The following is a 19,540-nucleotide window of genomic DNA, read 5'->3' on the forward strand; positions in this document are numbered from 1 at the left end:
ATTGTCACACCGGGTACGGAATCCGTGGTCGTCCCTCGATGGACGACGCGTCCAATGGGCCTCCCCGGCGGGCGAACCGCGACGTACAGTCGAGGCGACGGGGGGCCGGACATAAGCTGCGGATCCCCCGCTCCCGGTTCCCGCACGGGAGTGCCCATGGGTGTCGAGATCCGGGTGGAAGGGCTCAGGAAGTCGTTCGGGCGGCAGGTCATCTGGGAGGACGTGTCCCTGACCATTCCGGCGGGTGAGATCTCCGCACTGCTGGGGCCGTCCGGGACCGGGAAGTCGGTGTTCCTCAAGAACCTCGTCGGGCTGCTGCGTCCCGACCGGGGCCACGTGTACGTGGGCGGCGGCGACGTCCCGCGGCTGCGCGAGAGCGACCTCTACGAGCTGCGCCGCCACTTCGGGGTGCTGTTCCAGGACGGTGCCCTGTTCGGCTCCATGAACCTCTACGACAACATCGCCTTCCCGCTGCGCGAGCACACCAAGAAAGGCGAGTCGGAGATCCGGCGCATCGTGCTGGAGAAGATGGAGATGGTCGGCCTGTCCGGCTCGGAGGACAAGCTGCCGGGCGAGATCTCCGGCGGGATGAAGAAGCGCGCCGGACTGGCCCGCGCCCTCGTCCTCGACCCGGAGATCATCCTGGCGGACGAGCCCGACTCCGGCCTCGACCCCGTCCGCACCGCGTACCTCAACCAGCTGTTCGTCGACCTGAACACCCAGCTCGGCGCGACGTTCCTGATCGTCACGCACGACATCGGCACCGCCCGCGTCCTGCCCGACAACCTCGGCCTGCTGTTCCGCCGCGGCCTGGTGATGTTCGGGCCGCGGGAGATGGTGCTGTCCAGCACGCACCCCGCGGTGAACCAGTTCTTCAACGCGCGCCGGCAGGGCCCGATCGGGATGGCGGAGGAGAAGGACCTCGCCGAGGTCGCGAGCGAGTCCGCGCCGCAGACGATGCCCGCGCCGATCCCGCCGCAGCTCATGCCGAGCGACGGCGGCCTGCGCCCCTCGATGCGACGCCCCGGTGCGTGGCTGGCCGAGCACCGCGTGACCCCGCCGCCGGGCTCGTTCATCGACGACGAGGGCCGCAACTGGCTCACCGACTGGGACTCCCTGGCCGCACAGCGCCAGTGGCGCCCCTAGGACGGCCAGGGCCGCGGCATCGCCGGCGGCCCTGGCCGGGAGCCCTCGGCGTCAGGCGGACTGGAGGCCGGGGTTGCCGTTCTCGGTGACGAAGGAGGTGCGGGTACTGATCGGCGCGCCCGGCCGGGTCACGTAGGGCAGGACCCGGAAGTCGGTGCGGAACGTCTCGTCGTCGAGCGTGCAGCGCAGGTAGCCGCGCTGGTAGCTGGTGAACTTGATGTGCTCGTTGGCGTCCAGCAGGTTCCGGCCGCCCTGGTCGAGGTCCTCGCCGTCCATCTTGGTGGAGATGGAGGTGGCGACGAACTCGACGCCGATCGTGCGGGAGCGCGGGTCGTCGAAGTCCAGCTTGAGGTCGGCGGCCATGTGGCGGTGCATGTCGCCGGTCAGCACGACCGGGTTGCGCACACCGCGGTCGACGAACTCGGCGAACAGCTGGTCGCGGGCCGGTTTGTAGCCGTCCCAGAAGTCCATGACGAACTTGCGCCCGTCGCCGGGGACGGTGTCGACCTGGGTCACCGGGATCTGCTGGGGGATGACGTTCCAGGTGGCGCGGGATTCGCCGAGCCCCTCGTACAGCCACTTCTCCTGCTCCGGGCCGAGCACCGTGCGGCCGGGGGCGAGCCGGTCGGCGCAGTCGCTGGTGCGGTCGCCGCACGCCTGGTCGGCGCGGTACTGCCGGGTGTCGAGGACGTGGAAGTCGGCGAGCCTGCCGTAGCGCAGCCTGCGGTACAGGCGGGTGTGCGACCCCTGCGGCCTGCCGGGACCGCGCAGCGGCAGGTTCTCGTAGTACGCCTGGGCGGCGGCGGCCTTGCGGCGGCGGAACACCGCCGGGTCCGTGTCGGGTTCGCCGTCGGCCTTGGAGATGTCGCCGACCCAGTTGTCCTCGATCTCGTGGTCGTCCCAGACCAGGACGAACGGGTGCGCCTGGTGCGCGGCGATGATGTCGGGGTCGAAGCGGTGCAGGGCGTGCCGCAGGCGGTACTGCGTCAGGTCGGTGGGCTCGACCTGGATCTCCGGGGGAACGGCGACGTTGCGGATTCCGCCGGTGGGGCTGATCTGGTTCTCGTAGATGTAGTCGCCCAAGTGGAAGACGACCGCCACGTCCTCTTCGGCCATGTGGCGGTAGGCGGTGTAGAAGCCCTCGAACCACGCCTGGCAGGACGCCACGGCGAAGCTCAGCCTCCGGGTCCTCGCCCAGGGTTCGGGGGCGGTCCTGGTGCGGCCGACCGGGCTCAGGGCGCCCCGGACCCGGAAGCGGTAGAAGTACTCGCGGTCCGGCTGCAGTCCGCGCAACTCGACGTGCACGGAGTGCCCCAGTTCCGGGACGGCGAAGGCGTTGCCGCGGCGGACGACCTTGCGGAAGCGCTCGTCGGCGGCCACCTCCCAGCCGACCTCGACCTTGCGGGCGGGCATGCCGCCGGAGCCGTCCAGAGCCAGCGGCTCGGGCGCGAGCCTCGTCCACAGGACGACGCCGTCCGGCCAAGGGTCGCCGGAGGCCAGCCCGAGGGCGAAGGGGTCGTCCTGGAACACCGGGGCGCCCCAGGCCGGGGCGGCGGAGACGCCGGCCACGGCGGCGCCCACTCCGAGGGCGCCGCCCGCCAGGAGTAGTCCGCGCCGTCCGATGATCGGGCTGTTCAGGGCAGGGGGCTGGGTCATGCGCTCTCCCGGGGGGGATGGCCGCGCTCACGCGCGTGGGCTGCACATCTGGCAGTCGGGGGACATCGGGCTAGGTCACGGGGACGTGGCCGGTCAGGTCGGGAAGGTCTTCAGGACCACCGGGCCGAGGAGCCCGGAGGTGCGCTGGCCGGGGAAGACGAAGTGGGTGGGGCTGGTCTCGTCGAGGTGGGGGGCCAGGGTGCCGTAGACGACGATCTCGATCTCGTTGGGGCCGGCGCGCAGGGCGGGGCCGAGGTCGAAGGTGTACGGGGCGCAGATCCGCACGCCCGCCGCCTGCCCGTTCACCGTCACCTCGGCGGTGCCGCGGACGCGGCCGAGATCGAGCTCGGCGGGCCCGGGAGCCGCCGCCAGGTCCAGGACGCGCCGGTAGCGGACGCCGCCGCTGTAGCCGGCCAGGCCCGCGTCATCCCAGTCGCCCAGCTCGATCGTGCCCGCCCCGATGGCGAACTGGACCGGCCCCGCCAGCGCCGCGCCCTCCCGGTGCTCGGGCCGGGTCCGCAGCCGCAGCTCGGCCGTCCCTGCCGGCCGTGCACGGCCGGGGAGTTCGACGTCGAAGCGGCCGCCGCCGTCGTGCGCGGCGCCGAGCGGAACGCCGTCGAGAAGGATGCCGGTGACCTCGCCCCGTGCGGTGAACCGCATCCGCGTCGCGCCGGGCGGCACCGCGAAGCGCAGCCGCTCGGCCCTGGGCAGGGCGCCGGGCCCGGCGAAGGACGCGGGCAGGACGGTGCCGTCGTCCACGTCGTCCTCCAGCCAGTGCGCGCCGGGCAGGGGGTGCGGGCGGCGCCGCAGGTGGAGGGCGGCGGGGTCGCCGATCTGCGCCCGCCTGGGAACGACGGGCGCGGCGGCGTCGTCGCGCGCGGCGTGCCAGCCGGCGCCGGACACGAGCGGCCCGTCCACCAGGACCGCCGCCGGGGTGTCGCCTTCCGTGAGGACGAGGGTGAGCCGCGCGCCGGGCGCGTCCGGCAGGTCGTAGCGGCCGACGCGGGGGGCCTCCTGCTCGGCGTAGGGGTCGAAGCCGCCCTGCCGGCCGATCTCCGCGCCGTCGACCAGGACCCGGCACGGGCATGCGGACGCGACCTGGAGGACGGCCGGGCCGGTGACGCGCGGGAGTTCGGCGGTGAAGGCCACCGGCGCACCCGGGCGCGCGGTTCCCCCGGCGGTGATCCACTCGGGCCGGACGCACCGGGCGGGCTCGGTCACGACGGACAGGTGGCCGCGCAGCCGCACGTCCTCACCGGGCACCAGGCGGATCTCCAGCGTGTGCTCGCCCGGCGGAAGCGCCGCGGTACCGACCGCCAGGTAGCCGCGGTCGTCGAGCGGGACCTCGGTTCCGTCCGCCAGGAGCGTCTTGGCGGCGGGGAAGCCGAGCACCGGGAACCCGCCGGGAGCGGGCACGCTCACGCGGGTGCGCAGGGTGATCCGCTCTCCCGCCGCGGCCTCGCCGAAGTCGAGGAACTCCTCGGGGACGTGCCCCTTGGGTCCGAGCACCGCCCGGTGGACCGGATCCTTGCGGATGCCCCGGCTGTCGGAGTAGACGACCGGCCGCCACCGGTCCCCGGCGCCGGACCACAGCCCGTGAGGGCCGAACGTCGCGTAGGCCGGGGCCCATTCGGCGGACGGGTCCTCGTCCGCCCGGTGCCAGAGCCGCCACCGCTCCAGCGGCGCCATGGCACCGGCCGGACGGGCGAAATCCCCCCAGGTGTTGTCGAGCGTCGGCACGAGTTCCATGTCCCAGGTGGAGCCGAGGTCCAGCTCGGCTGTGGGACGCCGCGGCGCGGCCGGCGCGTCCTGCTCCGGACGGGCCGCATCCGGGAACACCAGCAGCGCGGCGGGGCCGTCATCGAACGGGACGACGACCTCCGCCCCCGACGGCACGGACGTGACGGGCAGTTCCCGGGGCGGGCCGCCGAACGGGCTCACCAGGTAGGCCGGGCCCGTCACGCCGTTGACGCGGATCCGCATGTCGCGGTGGTAGCGGCCGGGGTCGAAGTCGTAGGTCACGTCCAGCCAGCCCAGGTCGATGCCCCGCTCGTCCGGGCGCCCGACCGATACGCGGCTGGCCATGGACTCCGCCGCCGCCACGAACACCACCGTCGCGCCGTCGACCTCGCGGACCAGCGCGGGGACCGGCGCCTCGACCCGCCGGGAGCCGTCCAGCAGGGGGCCGAGCGCGCCGGTGTCCGGGACGGTCTCCAGCAGCGGCGCCAGCCTGGCCACGGCCTCGCCGGCGGCCGGGTCGCCGACGCCGAGCCGGGGCGGCGGGCCGACGGCGACCACGCGGCCGCCTCCCTCGATCAGCGAGGTCAGCCGCCTGGCGGTGTCCCCTTCGAGGACGGTGCAGGCGGGCAGCAGGACCGTCCCGTACGACTCGTCCGCGACGTTCAGCCGCCCGCCCGCCACCGTGGCCCGCAGGACGGAGTCGTCGTCGATGACGTCGGCGTCGACGCGGAGCCGGTCGAGGGCGCCGGGGACCATCTGGAACCACGCCATGTCGCCCACCAGCGCCCGGTAGGTGTCCTGCGCGAGCGCGGCGGACGCGTCGACGCCGTCGAGCCGGGTGCCCGCCTGCGCGGTCGACGTCGGGAACAGCACGGCCACGTCGCAGACGTGGCGGCCCAGCGACAGGGCCGCGCACAGCCGCGTCACGGCGTCGGCGAAGACCCGGTGGTGCGCCCAGTAGGGCTGCCGCCAGTCGGTCGAGGGCGGCGCCCACTCCCACCAGCCGGCCTTGGTCGTGTAGTAGACCGCGTGCGGGTTGTAGAGGGTCGCGCCTGCGCGCAGCCACGGAAGCAGCCAGTCGAAGGTCTCCTCCAGCGTTCCGCCCCACCCGCTGGAGTGGAACGCCTCGATCCACACGCGGTCCCGGCCGTACAGGTGGGCCAGGGACGAGTGGATCCGGGCGTCGCCGTGGTGGTCCGAGCCCGGCGCGCCGAACCAGCGGTGGGTGCGGGCGTAGTCGGCGTACAGCCGCACCCCGTCCGCCGGCCGCCCGGCGCGGGCCGGGTCCTGCTGGTCGCAGCCGTGCAGCAGCCCGTGCCGCTCGTGCCATCCGGCGAGCGGCCGGAAGAACGCCTCCTCGGCCAGCTCCGCGCGGGTGAGGTGGTAGTCGCGGCGGAACTCGCCCGCCTCGTCGCCGCCGCCCTTCCACAGGGACGGCAGGTGCGGGGCCGGGTCGTAGCCGCGGCGGGCGGCGAACTCCTCGGCGAACCCCTCGGTCCAGGTCGGCAGCGCGGGCAGCTCGTCTTGGAAGGAGCCGACGATCACGTTGCCGAGACGGTGCCCGAGGCGCCGCTCGAACTCACCGTGGACGCGGTCGAGCAGCGCCGCGCACGCCCGCGCCGACAGGTAGTCGAAGCCGCGCACGGACGTGCCGCCGTCCGGCTCCAGCCACCGCCCGGCGAACCCGGGGACGTCGCGCACCAGCCGCGCCTGGATGTCGGCGCCGGAGAACCCGAGCTGGTCGTAGAACCACAGCGACACCCCGAGCCGCGCGGCGTCCTCGCAGACCCCGTCGAGCAGCTCCCACCAGGCGTCGGTGAAGAACGCGGGCGCGTCGGCGTCGGCGCCGAACATCGGGCCGGACGGCGCGAGGTTCAGGATCACCAGGTTGTACACGCCGCCCTCGGCGAAGCGTTCGAGCTGGTCGCGCAGCCGCCGCCGGTCCAGCCGCTCGCCGCTCCACCACCAGATGGGCGCGGGGGAGTACGCGCGCGGCGGCGCGTCCAGCACCGCCCGGAGCCGGTCCGGGATCATCCCTTGAGTCCGCTCGCGAAGCCCTTGATGACGTACCGCTGCAGCAGCAGGAACACGACCAGGATCGGCAGCGAGGCCAGCACCAGCCCGGCGAACACGAGCCCGTTGTCCGAGACGTACTGGCCGACGAAGGAGAAGATCCGCACCGGCACCGTCTCGCGGGTCGAGCCGCCCAGATACAGCAGGGGAGTGAAGAAGTCGTTCCAGATGAACACCGCGTTGAGGATCAGCACGGTGCCGGTGACGGGACGCAGCAGCGGGAACACCACCCGGGTGAACGCCTGGAAGTGGCCGGCGCCGTCGATCAGCGCGGCGTGCGCGTAGTCGCCCGGCAGCGCCCGGATGAACCCCGTGTAGAGGAAGATCGTGAAGGGCAGCTGGATCCCGGTGTAGAAGACGATCATGCCCTGGTAGGTGCCGAGCAGCCCCGCCCCGTCCACCATCTTGAACAGCGGGATCATCCCGAGCTGGAACGGCAGCACGATGCCCAGCAGGAACAGCACGTACAGCCCGTAGCCCAGCCGGGACGCGCGGCGCGACAGGAAGTAGGCGGCGAACGAGCCGATCGCGATCAGCGCCAGCAGGCTCACCACCGTGATCACCGTGCTGTTCAGCAGCGCCGGGCCGAGCTCCGCGCGCGTCCAGGCGGCGGAGTAGTTGTCCAGCGCCGGGCTCGACGGCGGCGCCAGCGGCGACTCGGCGACCTGCCGCTGGTCCTTGAGCGACAGCGTGACCAGCGCGTACACGGGGAACAGGAAGGCGACGGCGGCGGCGACCATCACCATCTCCAGCCCGAACGTCCGCAGCCCGTACCGCATGTTCATGTGCTCACCTCCCGGCTCCGCAGGTAGTGGATCTGCACCATCGACACCGCCGCGACGAACAACGCCAGCACCAGCGCGATCGCGGTGCTGTAGCCGAAGTTGCCGAAGACGAACGCCTGCTTGTAGAGCACCGTGGACAGCGTCTCGCTCGCGTGGCCGGGACCGCCGCTGGTCGCGGCGTAGACCTGGTCGAACAGCTTGAGCCCGCCGATGGTCGACAGCATCATGTTGATGGTGACCGCGGGCGCCAGCATCGGCCACGTCACGTTGCGGAACCGCTGGAACCGGCCCGCGCCGTCGATCATCGCGGCCTCGTGCAGCTCGACGGGCACCCCCTCCAGCCCGGCCAGGAAGATCACCATCGAGTATCCGGCGAACTGCCAGATCACCATGCCCGCGACCGACCACAGCGCCAGTGAAGGGTCGCCCAGCCAGTCCTGCCGCAGGGAACCCAGCCCGACCGCGCCGAGGATGCCGTTGAGCCCGGCGCCGGGCGCCGGGTTGTAGATGTACTTCCACAGGAACGCCACCATCACCGGGCTGACCACGGCCGGGGCGAAGAACACGACCCGCAGCACCGTCCGCGACTTGATCTTGGCGTGCACGCCGAGCGCCAGCAGCAGCCCGATCCCGTTCTGGACGAACACGATCGCCACGGTCAGCAGCAGCGTGTTGACCAGCGAGCCGCGCGCGGCCTCGTCGCGGAACAACTGCGTGAAGTTGCCGAGGCCGATGAAGTTCCGCTCGCCCAGGCCGTTCCAGTCGGTGAAGGCGTACACGACGCCGCTGAGGCTCGGGTACAGCACCACCAGGGCGTAGACGGCCAGGGCGGGCGCCGCGAACCACCACGGCGGCGACAGGAAGCGGGCGCCCCGCCGCCGGCGGCGGCCCGCGGCGTCCGGCCGGACGGGCCGTTTCACCGGGGCGGGGCGGGTGGTCGACGTCACGATCAATTCTTCCGGTAGGTCTCGTCCAGCTTCTTCAGCGCGGCGTCCACCGTCGTCTTGCCGCCGAGCAGTTCCTGGACCGCCGCGAAGTGGGCGGGCTGGACCTCGGCGTTCGGCCACGCCTGGTCCATGAACGGCACGGCCTTGTTGCCGTCGATGAACGGCAGGAACGAATCGAGCACCGGGTCGATCTTGGAGTTGGCGTCGCGGCTGAGCGGAACGCACGCGATGGCCTCGGCCCAGCGGTTCATGTTCTTCTGCTCCCCGAGGAACTCGATGAACGCCTTGGCCTCGTCCAGGTGCTTGCCGCGCGCGCTGACGCCGAGGCCGACGACCACGCCCGCCGGGATCCACACCTGGTTCGCGTCGTCCGCGCCGGGCACCGGGAACATGCCCAGGGCGTCGGCACTCGCGGCGGACTTGCGGAAGTCGGGCAGGACCGCCGACACCTGGATCGCCATCGCGGCCTTGCCGGTGGCGACCATCGAGGTCTGCTGCTCGAACGTCGTGCCGTTGGGGTTGTCGTTGAAGTACCCGCGCTTCTGCAGGTCCAGGTACATCTCCAGCGCCTCGGTCCAGCCCGAGCCGGCGAAGCTCGCCGAGCCCGCCTTCATCCGCTCGTCGAAATCCGGGTTCTTCGCGTAGACCGTGGACGGGACGAGGGCGTAGGTGATCAGCTGGGTGACCCACTGGGTCTGGGCGCCCAGCGCGATCGGCACCTTGCCCTTCTTCTTGATCTTCTCGCAGACCTCCAGGAACCCCGACCAGGTCGTGGGCGGCTCGACGTCGGCCTCCTCGAAGACCTTCTTGTTGTAGATGGCGCCGATGACGCTGGACCCGGCGGAGTAGATGTAGGTCTTGCCGTTGTTCTGGAACGCGGGCTTCAGCCCGGCGGGGATCCGCTTCGTCCAGGACTGCCCGCTCAGGTCGGCCAGCAGGCCGGCCTCGGAGATCTGCTTCATGCTCATCGCCGAGCCGTCGCCGGGGTACACCACGTGCACGTCGGGGGCGTTGCCCGCGCCGAGCTGGGTGCGCACCGAGGTCTGCACCTGGTCGGTGGGCGCGAAGGAGGCGTTGAACTTGGTCTTGGTGTACTCCTTGAGCAGCAGGTCGAGCGGCTTCTGCTGGTCGGCGACACCGACCAGCCGCAGCGTCCCGCCGCCGCCCGACCCGGACGTCCCGCCACAGGCCGCGAGCGCGCCCATGGCGGCGACGCCGCCGGTCAGCCCCAGAAAGCCGCGGCGGCTGAGCCCCGTCGACGATGTCATGAGTCCTCCTCGAAACGCGGCTCGGGCGCCGCGATGGTCCTTCGCGGCCGGGGCCGCCATGGGTGCTGCGGCCGGGGCCGCCGTCGGTGCGGCCGGGGGGCCGCCACGAGTTCTGCGGCCGGGGCCGCGGGTGCCGTCCGCCATCAGGGGACGGCGGCCGATGGATCTTCCGCGGTGAAGCGGTAGTCCCCCGAGGTCACCCGGCACAGGAGCGCGCCGGGTTCGGTGCCGATGATCTGGATCCCGGCGGCGCCGGCCACCGGGACCCCGCTCTCGCGCACGCCGCCGGGATCGCCGGTGGGCACGTGCACGATCGCGGTGGCCCCCGGTGGCACGCTCACCTCGAGCCGCAGCTCGCCGTCCGCCCGTGCCCATCCGGTCCGGACGGTGCCGCGGACCGACTCGTAGGCGGCGCGCGCCCACGTCAGCGTGCCGGGCCGGGGGCGGATCAGCAGTTCGCGGTAGCCGGTGGAGCCGGGCGCCTGGCTCAGCCCGGCGACGCCCTGGTAGAGCCATTCGCCGATCGAGCCGAGCGCGTAGTGGTTGAAGGAGTTCATCGCCGCGGCCTGGAAGCCGCGTTCCTCGGTGTAGCCGTCCCAGCGCTCCCAGATCGTGGTCGCGCCGTGCCGCAGCGGGTACAGCCAGGACGGCGGGCCGGTCCTGCGCAGCAGCGCGTGCGCCAGGTCGGGCCGCCCGCAGGCGTCCAGCACCGGGGCGGCGAGGCCCACGCCGAGGAATCCGGTGGTGAGGGCGGGGCCGGCCGCCTCGACCAGTTCGGCCAGGCGGCCGGCTGCGTGCGGCACGAGGTCGTCCGGCAGCAGGCCGAACGCCAGGGCCAGCAGGTAGGCGGTCTGGGTGTCGCCGGAGATCCGGCCGCCGGGCGTGGCGAAGCGTTCGGCGAAGGTCTTGCGGATGTGCCCGGCGAGGGTGCCGTACCGCCGCGCGGCGTCGCCCCGGCCGAGGATCTCGGCGGCGCGGGCGGTGAGGTCGGCGCTGCGGGCGAAGTAGGCGGTGGCGACGACCTCGCGCGGCGTCGGTTCCGGGGCGAGCCAGTCGGCGAAGTGCGGGCCGACGCGGTGCCGCCACACCAGGTCGGGGTTGTGCCGGTGGACGTGGTCGACCCAGGCGCACATCGCGTCGAGGTTGCGTTCCAGGAACCGCTCGTCTCCGTACACGCGGTACAGGTGCCAGGGCACCAGGACGCCGGCGTCGCCCCAGCCGGGCGCGCCCTCGTCGGCGACGCCGGTCAGCCTCGGCGCCACGTTGGTGAAGGCGCCGCCGGGAGACTGGGCGCCGCGCACCTCCCGCAGCCAGCCGGTGAAGAAGGCCGCGACGTCGGCGTTGAGGCAGGCGGTGGGGAGGAACACCTGCGCGTCGGCGAGCCAGCCGAGCCGCTCGTCGCGCTGCGGGCAGTCGGTGGGGACGCTGACGAAGTTGGAGCGCTGGCCCCAGCGGATGGCCTGGTACAGGCGCTCGACGTCCGGGTCGGAGCAGGCGAAGTCGCCCGCCCAGGGGGTGTCGTTGTGCAGGACGACGCCGGTGATGTCGGCGGCGTCCAAGTCCTGAAGGCCGGTGACCTCGGCGTAGCGGAAACCGTGGTAGGTGAAGCGCGGCTCGAACACGACCTCGGGGTCGTCGCCCGCGATGAGCACGTCCGTCGCGTCGGCGGTGCGCAGGTTGTCGGTGTAGAGCGCGCCGTCGTCGTCGAGGGCCTCGGCGTGCCGGATCACCACGCGGGCGCCCGGGGTCAGTCCGCGGGCGGTGAGGCGGACGCGGCCGGCGAAGTTCTGGCCGAAGTCCACCAGGTGACGGTCGCCGCCGGTGCGGGTGATGCCGCGGGCGGGCAGTTCCTCGACGGCGCGGACCGGCGGGGCCACGGAGGCGGTGAGAAGGTCGTGGTCGGTGCCGGTGACCTGCGCGGGACGCCAGCCGCCCGTGTCGGCGAACGCGGGGCGGTCCCAGCCGGGGGTGTCGCGGCGCAGGTCGTGGCACTCGCCCTTCAGCAGGTCGGCGTACCGGACGGGGGAGCGGCGGGTCCGCCACGTCGCGTCGGTGGCGATGACCTCGTGACTCCCGTCGGCGTGGTCGAGGTGCAGTTCCGCCAGCAGTTGCGGGAACGCTCCATAGTGGGCGCCGAGGCGGCGCGGGTCGAAGCCCGCGTAGCCGCTCCACCAGCCGTCGGCGAGGGTCGCGGCGAGGACGTTCTCGCCCGCGCCGACGAGCGCGGTCACGTCGAGGACCTGGTAGTCGATGCGGTCGCGGTAGTCGGTCCAGCCCGGCGCGAGTTCGGCGTCGCCTGCGCGCCGCCCGTTCAGCCGCATCTCGTAGAGCCCGCGGGCGGTGACGTAAAGACGTGCGCGGACGGGTGCGGCGGAGGTCTCGAACGTGCGCCGGAGCCGGACGGCGGGCTGGAGGCCGTGGTCGGCGAGCGCGAGTTCCCCCTCTTCGGGCGCGTCGACCACGTCGAGGTCGGCGGTGTCGTGGGTGATCCAGGAGGCCCGCCAGGCCGACGGGCGGAGCATCCCCGTCTCGAACCAGGAGGCCGCCACTGCGGTCGCGCCGTCCTCGGCGGTGACGGCGACCTCCCAGTGGTAGCGCGTGCGGGGGCTCAGCGGCGCGCCCGTGTAGCGGACGGACACCGCGGCCGCGTCTCTCACCTCGCCGGTGTCCCAGACCGGCGCGCCGGTCACGGCGGGGGCATCGGCGGGGGCATTGGCGGGAGCGGCCCACATCCGCACCCGGTGACGGGCGGGCGCGTCGCCCCGGCGGGGGGAGGAGAGGCGCCACGACAGCAGCGGGGCGGGCTCGTCGATGCCCAGCGGCTCGGCCAGGTGCTCGCAGCGAAGGCCGTGGGGCACCAGCGCCGCGGTGGGATGGCCGGTCATGGGCCCGCCTCCGATCGCTTGCATCCTCATGCGGTTAATTAACACTTCTGAGTGTGAGATTGAGGGTAGAGATACCGGGATTGAGTGTCAATATGGCGCACAGATCACGTTACAGCGTGGCCTGCGGCGTGCCGGATCGACCTCCGTTCCGGCCGTATCCGGGGACCGGCCTCCTCGTCTGCAACGGTCACGGTACCCGTGGCCGGGCATTACCGGCGAAAGTGGGCACCGGGGGCCCGCAGAGCCGTCCCTCAGGGGCCTGTGGCGGGACGGGAGGTCATGGATGCGATAACAACATGATCGAACGTTATGAAGTCGTGCGCCAGCGTTCGCGGGCCGTCTCCACCCGCGCCAGATAGGCCCGGTGTTCCTCGTCGTGGAACACGGCCGGGGCCGGGTCCGGGTCGCGGACGGAGACCGGACGGGTCCACGCCGCCGCGTCCAGCCCGTGACCCCCGGCGAGCACCGCCCCCCGCGCCCCGGCCTCCTCCGCCGCGACCCGCAGCGGCCGGCCCAGCACATCGGCGAACAGCTGCAGCCAGCGGTCGCTGCGGGTGCCGCCGCCCGCCACCGACAGCGCGCCGCGCAACCCGGCGGCGTCCAGGCAGTGCCGCGCCGCGTGGGCGATGCCCTCGCACGTCGCCCGCACCAGATCGGCGGTGGTGGTCTCCAGGCTCACCCCGGTGATCTCGGCCCGCGCCGCCGGCTCGACGAACGGCGCGCGTTCCCCGGAGGGCGAGAAGAACGGCAGCACCCGCACCCCGCGCGCGCCCGGCGGCGACGCCGCCAGCAGGTCGTCCAGGTCGCGATGGGACGCGCCCACCCTCGCCAGCACCCATTCCAGCGCCGCCGTGCCGACCATCGCGGGCATGCCGCGCAGCCACCGGTCCGGCCGCCCGGTGGCGAAGCAGAACCCGGTCGGCTCACCGTCCAGCGCGGGTTCGTCCACCACGGCCAGGCAGGCCAGCGTCGTGCCGATGATCAGCAGCCCGTCGCCGGTCTCGGTCACCCCGGCCCCGAGGGCGCAGGCGGGCACGTCGAAGGGGCCGGCGGTGACCGGCGTGCCGGCCGGCAGCGGCCCCCCGGCGAGCAGCCCGCCCCGCGGCAGCGGCTCGGCGACCGGTGCCAGCAGATCCGCCCGGTGCGACAGGCCGCAGGCCGCGAGGGAGCGGGCGTCGTAGGTCCGCGTGCGGGGATCCAGGAACGGCACCGAGGCGTCGCTCGCGTCGGTCGCGCGCACCCCGGTGAGGCGCTGGAACACGACGTCCTTGCAGTAGGCGGCGGTGGCGGCGGCGTCGAGGGCGGCGGGCTCGTGCCGGTCCAGCCAGGCCAGCAGCGGGGCCGGGCAGCCGGGGAACATGGCGTTCCCGGTGCGCGCGAAGACCTCCGCCGCGACGCCGCCCGCCGTCCACTCGGTGACGATCTCCGCGGCCCTGCCGTCCATCCAGGAGATCGCGGGACGGACCGGCCGGGCCCGCCCGTCCACCAGCCACACGCCGTCGCCCTGGCCCGTCACGCCGACGGCATGCGGGGCGGCGAAGCGGGGGTGCCGCGCGGCCAGCGCGCCGAGCACCTGCCCGGCGGCCGACACGACCTCCTCAGTGTCCTGCTCGACCCGGGCGTCGCCGCGCAGCGTGCGCGCCGGACGCGACTCGGCCGCCAGGGCCCGGCCGTCCTCGTCGAACGCCGCGGCCTTCACCACGGACGTTCCCACGTCGATCCCGACGTACATCGTGAACTTCCTCGTCTGTTCCCGGCGGGGCCGGCGGATCAGGCTGGGTTGAGGCAGTGCGCCAGAGGCTCGCCCCGGTGCAGCCGCCCGACCTCTGCGGCGACGATGCGGGCCGCCTTCTCGGCCACGGCTCGGCTCGCGCCGCCAAGGTGCGGGGTCATCACCACGCCGGGCATGCCGAACAGGCGCGAGTCCGCGGGCGGCGGCTCAACGGCGAAGGTGTCCAGGCCCGCGCCGAGCAGATGGCCCGAATCCAGCGCGTCGCACAGCGCGTCCTCGTCCAGCAGCGGACCCCGGGCGCAGTTGACGAGCACCGAGCCGGGCGGCATCAGGGCCAGCTCCCTGGCGCCGATCATGGCCCGGTTGTCAGCGGTGAGCCGGGCGTGCAGGGAGACGACGCGGGAGCGGCGCAGCAGATCGTCCAGGCTCGCGGCGCCGCCGCCGTCCGGCAGGTACGGGTCGTAGACCTGGACGTCGGCGCCGAAACCCGCGAGGATCCGGGCGACCCGGCTGCCGACGGCCCCGCCGCCGACCAGCCCGACGGGCGTTCCCTCGAGCTCGAGACCGGTGGACTCGTAGGTGTAGTACCGCCCGCCCCACTCGCGCCGCCCGGCCAGCGCGGCGTGGGTTTCGGGGATTCGGCGCAGCACGGCGAGCATCAGCCCGACGGTGTACTCGGCGGTCGCGGTCGCGTTGCGTCCCGGCGCGTAGCAGACCCGCACGCCGCGTTCGCTGGCCGCCGCCACGTCGACGTTGACGGGGCCGCCCCGCGCGACGGCCACCAGCCGCAGACCGGGCGCGTTGTCCAGGATCTTCGCGGTGACGGGGGCCATCTGGGTCACGCACGCCTCGGCGCCGTCCAGCGCGTCGATCATGGTGTCCTCGTCGCCGGACGCCTCGTCGACCTCGGCCACCGGGCCGAACGGCACCACCGGCCACGGCAGTTCCAGGCGGCGGACGTCGGCCGCGCCGCCGAGCTCGGCGTCCAGCGCGCCGGCCAGCAGCTCCGGCAGGACGAAGCGGTCTCCCGCGGCCAGCACTCTCATCGGATCTCTCTCGTCGGGTCGTAGGGCGGGCACGGGCCCCGGGCTCAGGTGACGGCAACCTCGTAGGCGACCTTGTGCTCGTCCAGCTCGCGCAGCACCTCGGCGCCCGCGCCGTCGTCGACGATGACGCGCTCGAACGCCGACAGCGGCGCCACCCGGTGCAGCGCGACGCGGCCGAGCTTGGAGTGGTCCACGAGCAGCACGTTGCGCGCTGCGGCGTCGAGCATGGCCCGCTTGACCGACACGATGTGCTGCTCCTGGTGGTAGGCGTACCCGCCGGAGACGGCGGAGGTCGACACGAAGCACAGGTCGACGTGGAGCGCCGTGACGGCGTCCACGCAGGAGACCCCCAGGAAGGAGTCGTGCAGCGAGTCGTACTCCCCGCCGAGCGCCATCAGCCGGATGCCGCGCTCGCGGGCCAGCAGGTTCGTGGTCTCCAGGAAGTTGGTGATCACCGTCAGCGGGGTGACGCCGGCCAGCCTGCGGGCCAGCGCCAGCGTGGTCGTGGAGTCGTCGAGCATCACCGCCATGCCGGGTTCGACCAGCTCGGCGGCCTTCGCCGCGATGGCGTCCTTGGCGGGCCGCATCGACTTCATGCGGTAGGCGACGTTGCTCTCGAACACGCCCGAGGGCTGCGCGGTGACGCCGCCCCGGTACTTGCGGACGATGCCCTGCCGTTCGAGGTCGTCCAGGTCGCGGTGGATCGTCATGAGGCTGACGCCGAAGCGCTCGGCGAGGTCCCCGGCGGTGACCGAGCCCACGGACAGCACATGGTCGGCGATGGCCTGGCGCCTTGCGTCAGGTCCGCGCCTGCCGCTCATCTCCTTGGTCATGCTGCGATCCTCTCGTGGCCGCTCGCCGGCGGAGGGGTGATCGGCCACCCGAACTGCGATACCGGGGTTCGTGATGTTAACAACCCTCACCCCAGCGCCATCGAGCTTGTAACAACGGGACCTCCCACGTCAACCCGTACCGTCGTCGTCGGGGACCCGCTGAGACGGTAACAAGTGATTGATATGCTGCCTCGGCATTATAAGTTCACATCTTGAAGTGATAAATCTAGGGAGTCCTATCGTGCGAGCTGGCTCGTCCGGGCCGCTGTGGGTCGGCGTGGACGTCGGGACCCAGGGGGTGCGGACGCTCGCCGTCACCGCCGACGGCCGGGTGGCCGGCCGCGGTTCCGCCCCGCTGACCGGACGGCGCGACGGCGTGCGGCACGAGCAGCGGCCCGGCGACTGGTGGACGGCCGTCACCCTGGCCACCCGGGCGGCACTGCGGGACTCGGCCCCGGAGGCGGTGCGCGGCCTGGCGGTGTGCGCCACCTCCGGGACCGTCCTGCTCACCGACCCGGACGGGCGGCCGCTGACCGAGGGCGTCATGTACGACGACGCGCGGGCGTCCGCCGAGGCGCGGCTGGCGCAGGCGGCCGGGGCGCCGCTGTGGGAGCGGCTCGGGCATCGCATCCAGCCTTCCTGGGCGCTGGCCAAGGTGCTGTGGCTGGCCCGCGACCGTCCCGGCGTCCTGTCGCGCGCCCGTATCGCCCACCAGTCCGACCTGATCACCGGGCGGCTGGTGGGGGAGCCGGTGGCGACCGACTCCAGCCACGCCCTCAAGACGGGATACGACCTCCTGGGCGAGCGGTGGCCGCACGATCTGCACGACCGGCTCGGGCTGCCCGCCGCGCTCTTCCCCGAGGTCGTCCGGCCCGGAACGGTCCTGGGCGAGGTCGGCGCCGAGGCCGCCGGGCAGACCGGGCTGAAGGCCGGGACACCGGTGATCGCGGGGATGACCGACGGGTGCGCCGCGCAGCTCGGCTCGGGCACGCTGCGGCCGGGCCGGTGGAACTCGGTGCTCGGCACCACCCTGGTGCTCAAGGGGGTGACGGCCTCGCCCGTCCGCGACCCGGCCGGGGTGATGTACAGCCACCGCGCACCGGACGGGGCGTGGCTGCCCGGCGGCGCGTCCAGCGTGGGCGCGGGCGTCTTCGCGGGCGTCGCGGACCTGGAGCGGCTGGACGCGCTGGCCGCCCGCCGCGAACCGTCCAGCGCGGTCGCCTACCCGCTGGTCTCGCCCGGTGAGCGCTTCCCCTTCCTCGCCCCCCAGGCCGAAGGGTTCATGCTCGGAACGCCCCGCGACGAGGGCGACCGGCACGCCGCCCTGCTCCAGGGCGTCGCCCTGGTCGAGCGGCTGGCGCTGGCCTACGTCCGCCGGCTCGGCGCCGCCGTCGAGGGGCCGGTGACCTTCACCGGCGGCGCGGTGCGCAGCGCCTACTGGAACCGGCTCCGCGCGGACGTCCTGGGCCGCCCGGCCCGGATCCCCGAGCACGCCGACGCGGCGCTGGGCATGGCGGTCCTCGCCGCCTGCGGCACCGCGCCGGACCGCTCACCGGCCGACGTCGCCGAGTCGATGGTGCGCATCCGCACGGTCGTGGAGCCCCGTCCCGGCATGACGGAGCGTTACGGCGCTCCTTTCGGGCACCTCGTGGACGAACTGGAAAAGCGCGGCTGGCTACCCTCCGAAGTGGCCGCCTACGCACGAGAGCACGGGTAGGACAGCATGGGCAGGAGTGCCTTGAACACCACCCTCTACGTCGTCCGGCACGGCCAGACCGAGTGGCACGCGGAGAACCGGTACGCGGGCGTCACCGATGTCGCGCTCACCGGAACCGGACGGGAGCAGGCCGAACGGCTCGGCCGGTGGGCGGCCGAGACGGGTGCGGAGGCGGTGTGGGCCTCCCCCCTGAGCCGGTCGAGGGCGACGGCGGCCCCGGCGGCGTCCGCGCTCGGGCTCCCCATCGCGATCGACGGCGACCTGATCGAGCTGGACTTCGGCGCCGCCGAGGGCCGTACCCTCGCCGAGCTGCCGCCCGCGGACGTGGACGCCTTTCTCGCCGACCCGGTGACCGGGGTGTTCCCGGGGGCCGAGGACCCCCGCAAGGCCGTCGAGCGCGGCATGACGGCGCTGCGGCGCATCGCCGCCCGCCACCGCGGCGAGCGGGCCCTGGTCGTCACGCACAACACGCTGCTGCGGCTGACCCTGTGCGGGCTGCTGGGCATCGCACCGTCGTCCTATCGCACGGTGTTCCCGCAGGTCCGCAACTGCGCCGTCACCGAGCTGCGGATGACGGGACGCTCCACCGCCCTGATCTCCTACAACGTCCCGGTTCCTTGATCCGCCCGATGGCGGGAAAGGGCCGCGGAATAAGGGACCAATCGTCACATTCGCCCCAAGAGTTCAGTGCCGAGTAGTGACGCCGCGACCGTAGGGGCGGGAGAATGGTCCGGTGACGCTCCTTTTGGCCCGATCTGACCTGGAGTCCCTCCTCGACCCGGTGGAATGCCTCGACGCACTGCGCCGCGGCTTCACGGCCGCCGAGGGCGAGGCCGTCGCGCGCCGGGTGGTCGGCAGGCTGCCCGGCCAGGGCACCGCGACGGCGCTGCTGCCGGGAGTGGTCGAAAAGGTCCCCGCCTACACGGTGAAGGTGAACGCCAAGTTCCCGGGCAGCCGCCCCGCGCTGCGCGGCGTCGTCTGCCTGCACGATCTCGGCACCGGGGAGCTGCTGGCGCAGCTGGACTCGGCGACCGTGACGGCGTGGCGCACCGGTCTGGCCGCCGCGCTCGGCACGCACGCGCTGGCCCGCCCGGACGCCGGCGCCGTCGCGGTGATCGGCGCCGGAGCCCAGGCCGAGCTGGTCATGCGGGGGCTGTCGGAGCTGCGCGAGGTGCACGCCCTCACCGTCTGCGACCTGGACGCCGGCCGCGCCGCCGGATTCGCCGAACGGCACGGCGCCCGGCTCGGGGTGACCGCCGCCGTCGAGGCGGACCCGCGCGACGCGGTCCGCGATGCCGGGATCGTCGTCATGGCGACCTGGGCGCGCCGCCCCATCCTGCACGCCGCCGACGTGACCCGCGGAACCCACATCACCTCCCTCGGCGCGGACGAGCCCGGCAAGGCCGAACTGGCCCCCGACCTGCTGGAGGGCGCCCGCGTCGTCGTCGACGACGTCCCCCTCGCCGTCGAGATGGGCGTGCTGGCCGGGGCGGGGCTCGACGTCAAGCACGCCGCCGGGACGCTCCGCGACCTGCTGCGCGGCCAGGTGCCGGGGCGGGTGAAGGGCGGCGAGGTCACCGTGTACGCGCCGGTCGGGCTGCCCTGGCAGGACCTCGCGGTGAGCTGGACCGCCTACGAGGCGGCCCGCGCCGCCGGCACGGGGACCCGGTTCGACTTCCTCGCATGACCCGGGCGCCGCACGTATTGAAACA

13 protein-coding genes are annotated in these 19,540 nt (G+C 73.6%); 4 read left to right on the forward strand and 9 right to left on the reverse strand.

Going from position 1 to position 19,540, the window contains the following annotated elements:
* Positions 1 to 156: 156 nt before the first annotated feature.
* Complete coding sequence (locus AB0C35_RS09015) at positions 157 to 1,146, forward strand: ATP-binding cassette domain-containing protein (protein ID WP_358452255.1); 990 nt, start codon at positions 157 to 159, stop codon at positions 1,144 to 1,146.
* A gap of 51 nt (positions 1,147 to 1,197) precedes the next feature.
* Here AB0C35_RS09015 and AB0C35_RS09020 read toward each other — a convergent pair whose 3' ends face one another.
* From AB0C35_RS09020 to AB0C35_RS09060, 9 genes are all read right to left on the reverse strand, one after another.
* The gene (locus AB0C35_RS09020) at positions 1,198 to 2,802 is read right to left on the reverse strand and encodes an alkaline phosphatase D family protein (RefSeq protein ID WP_358452257.1); all 1,605 of its coding nucleotides are present in this window, start codon (positions 2,800 to 2,802) and stop codon (positions 1,198 to 1,200) included.
* 93 nt (positions 2,803 to 2,895) lie between these two features.
* The gene (locus AB0C35_RS09025) at positions 2,896 to 6,576 is read right to left on the reverse strand and encodes a glycosyl hydrolase (RefSeq protein WP_358452259.1); all 3,681 of its coding nucleotides are present in this window, start codon (positions 6,574 to 6,576) and stop codon (positions 2,896 to 2,898) included.
* Positions 6,573 to 7,400 carry a carbohydrate ABC transporter permease gene (locus AB0C35_RS09030; protein ID WP_358452261.1) on the reverse strand — a complete coding sequence of 276 codons (828 nt, stop codon included), beginning with the start codon at positions 7,398 to 7,400 and terminating at the stop codon, positions 6,573 to 6,575. The genes AB0C35_RS09025 and AB0C35_RS09030 overlap by 4 nt, the downstream gene beginning before the upstream one ends.
* The gene (locus AB0C35_RS09035; RefSeq protein WP_358452263.1) at positions 7,397 to 8,347 is read right to left on the reverse strand and encodes a sugar ABC transporter permease; all 951 of its coding nucleotides are present in this window, start codon (positions 8,345 to 8,347) and stop codon (positions 7,397 to 7,399) included. Before AB0C35_RS09035 ends, AB0C35_RS09030 begins: the two co-directional genes overlap by 4 nt.
* 2 nt (positions 8,348 to 8,349) lie before the next feature.
* A complete protein-coding gene (locus AB0C35_RS09040; protein ID WP_358452265.1) occupies positions 8,350 to 9,615 on the reverse strand; it encodes an extracellular solute-binding protein in 1,266 nt (421 codons plus the stop codon).
* Positions 9,616 to 9,758: 143 nt separating this feature from the next.
* The gene (locus AB0C35_RS09045; RefSeq protein ID WP_358452267.1) at positions 9,759 to 12,500 is read right to left on the reverse strand and encodes a family 78 glycoside hydrolase catalytic domain; all 2,742 of its coding nucleotides are present in this window, start codon (positions 12,498 to 12,500) and stop codon (positions 9,759 to 9,761) included.
* A 307-nt stretch (positions 12,501 to 12,807) separates the two neighbouring features.
* Positions 12,808 to 14,232, reverse strand: a complete 1,425-nt coding sequence (locus AB0C35_RS09050) for an FGGY-family carbohydrate kinase (protein ID WP_358452269.1) — start codon at positions 14,230 to 14,232, stop codon at positions 12,808 to 12,810.
* A gap of 38 nt (positions 14,233 to 14,270) precedes the next feature.
* Positions 14,271 to 15,278 (reverse strand): 2-hydroxyacid dehydrogenase, encoded by a 1,008-nt coding sequence (locus AB0C35_RS09055; protein WP_358452271.1) that lies wholly within the window; start codon positions 15,276 to 15,278, stop codon positions 14,271 to 14,273.
* Positions 15,279 to 15,322: 44 nt separating this feature from the next.
* Positions 15,323 to 16,111, reverse strand: a complete 789-nt coding sequence (locus tag AB0C35_RS09060; protein WP_358452273.1) for a DeoR/GlpR family DNA-binding transcription regulator — start codon at positions 16,109 to 16,111, stop codon at positions 15,323 to 15,325.
* Between the two features lie 241 nt (positions 16,112 to 16,352).
* Here AB0C35_RS09060 and AB0C35_RS09065 point away from each other — a divergent pair, with 241 nt between their 5' ends.
* From AB0C35_RS09065 to AB0C35_RS09075, 3 genes are all read left to right on the forward strand, one after another.
* On the forward strand, positions 16,353 to 17,828 hold the full coding sequence (locus AB0C35_RS09065) for an FGGY family carbohydrate kinase (protein WP_358452275.1): 1,476 nt from the start codon (positions 16,353 to 16,355) through the stop codon (positions 17,826 to 17,828).
* Positions 17,829 to 17,849: 21 nt separating this feature from the next.
* On the forward strand, positions 17,850 to 18,449 hold the full coding sequence (locus AB0C35_RS09070; RefSeq protein ID WP_358452277.1) for a histidine phosphatase family protein: 600 nt from the start codon (positions 17,850 to 17,852) through the stop codon (positions 18,447 to 18,449).
* A 112-nt stretch (positions 18,450 to 18,561) separates the two neighbouring features.
* Positions 18,562 to 19,515, forward strand: coding sequence for an ornithine cyclodeaminase family protein (locus AB0C35_RS09075; RefSeq protein ID WP_358452279.1), 954 nt, complete (start codon positions 18,562 to 18,564; stop codon positions 19,513 to 19,515).
* Positions 19,516 to 19,540: the final 25 nt, after the last annotated feature.

Origin of the sequence: Spirillospora sp. NPDC048819, from assembly GCF_040650055.1 — a bacterium.
Classification (GTDB): Bacteria; Actinomycetota; Actinomycetes; order Streptosporangiales; family Streptosporangiaceae; genus Spirillospora.